Source organism: Rahnella sp. P4_A8, assembly GCF_056402435.1.
The window spans coordinates 1-904 of record NZ_JBFUHK010000291.1 but is presented as its reverse complement, the minus strand read 5'-3'; the positions used below and the strand labels follow the sequence as shown (position 1 = coordinate 904).

Genomic DNA, 904 nt, shown 5'->3' with positions numbered 1-904 from the left:
TCAATATCCTGAATCGTTCAGGACGAGATGTTTAGGGAGTTACAGAATGGGAATAATTAAAACCGTTATCCTGCTGGCCGTCATTTACGCGATTTTTCTTTTTTCGGGTTATGGCGTGACGGTAGGCAGCAGTGAGAATGCCGCAGGACTGGGACTGAAATGCCAGTACTTAACCGCCAGAGGAATTGTAAGTTCGCAATATATTCACTCTGACAGTGGCGTCATCGGTGTTGCAAACTGCCCGATTTTCAAGCGGGTGGATGAAGTGGTCGACAACAAATAAAACAAATATTTTACCGCACTACATTATTGTCATGCCCGCGGATGCAGGCATGACAATTATTTATCAGCTGTCGTGCCTGGTAAATTTCAGCTCGATCAGTGAGATTGCTTTCTCGATAGCGCGCTTCGTCACAGGATCTGCACCGGCAGGATGCTTGCTGAAATCAATGCTTTTCAACTGATGAGACATCTTCTCGCGCACTTCTGCTGGCGCAATAATTTCAATCACATCCAGAATTTGTTTAATTACCAGCTGGCATGCAACCAGATCGGATTCGATTTCCTGTTCTCTGTTCAAAGACTCAGACATGAGCTGCTCCTTCCATAATGGTCATTCATAAAAATTATGGCCGCGAGGATATCACGCCCTTTCCTGAAATTCTCTTTTCTGCCACTTCACATTTTTTCGTCCGATAAAGACGGACAAATAAGCAGCAAACGCACCGCGTCGGATGTTGCCAGGGGCATAATGGTTCTATGCTTAACAGGATGACAAAAATGGAGATGCGCTATGTTCGCACTTGTTTTGACTATTTGTTATCTGGGCGGAGGATGTGAAGACTTAGTCGTTGATGCCTTTAATACTCAGAAACAATGCATGGTCGCGATGCATCAGCAAGGT

Annotated in this window: 3 protein-coding genes; 2 read left to right on the top strand and 1 reads right to left on the bottom strand. The window is 44.9% G+C overall.

Features of this window, described 5'->3' with window-relative positions:
• The first annotated feature begins 46 nt into the window (after positions 1-46).
• Entirely contained in the window at positions 47-283 is a 237-nt protein-coding gene (locus AC1DUO_RS25520; RefSeq protein ID WP_013576203.1) for a YobH family protein, read from the top strand.
• Between the two features lie 63 nt (positions 284-346).
• Here the strand turns inward: AC1DUO_RS25520 and AC1DUO_RS25515 are convergent, their stop codons facing one another.
• Entirely contained in the window at positions 347-592 is a 246-nt protein-coding gene (locus AC1DUO_RS25515; protein WP_013576204.1) for a DUF2766 family protein, read from the bottom strand.
• A 201-nt stretch (positions 593-793) separates the two neighbouring features.
• Between AC1DUO_RS25515 and AC1DUO_RS25510 the strand changes: the two genes are divergently transcribed.
• Positions 794-904 (top strand): DUF1482 family protein (locus tag AC1DUO_RS25510; protein WP_477989483.1); only part of this gene is annotated, 111 nt, incomplete at its 3' end.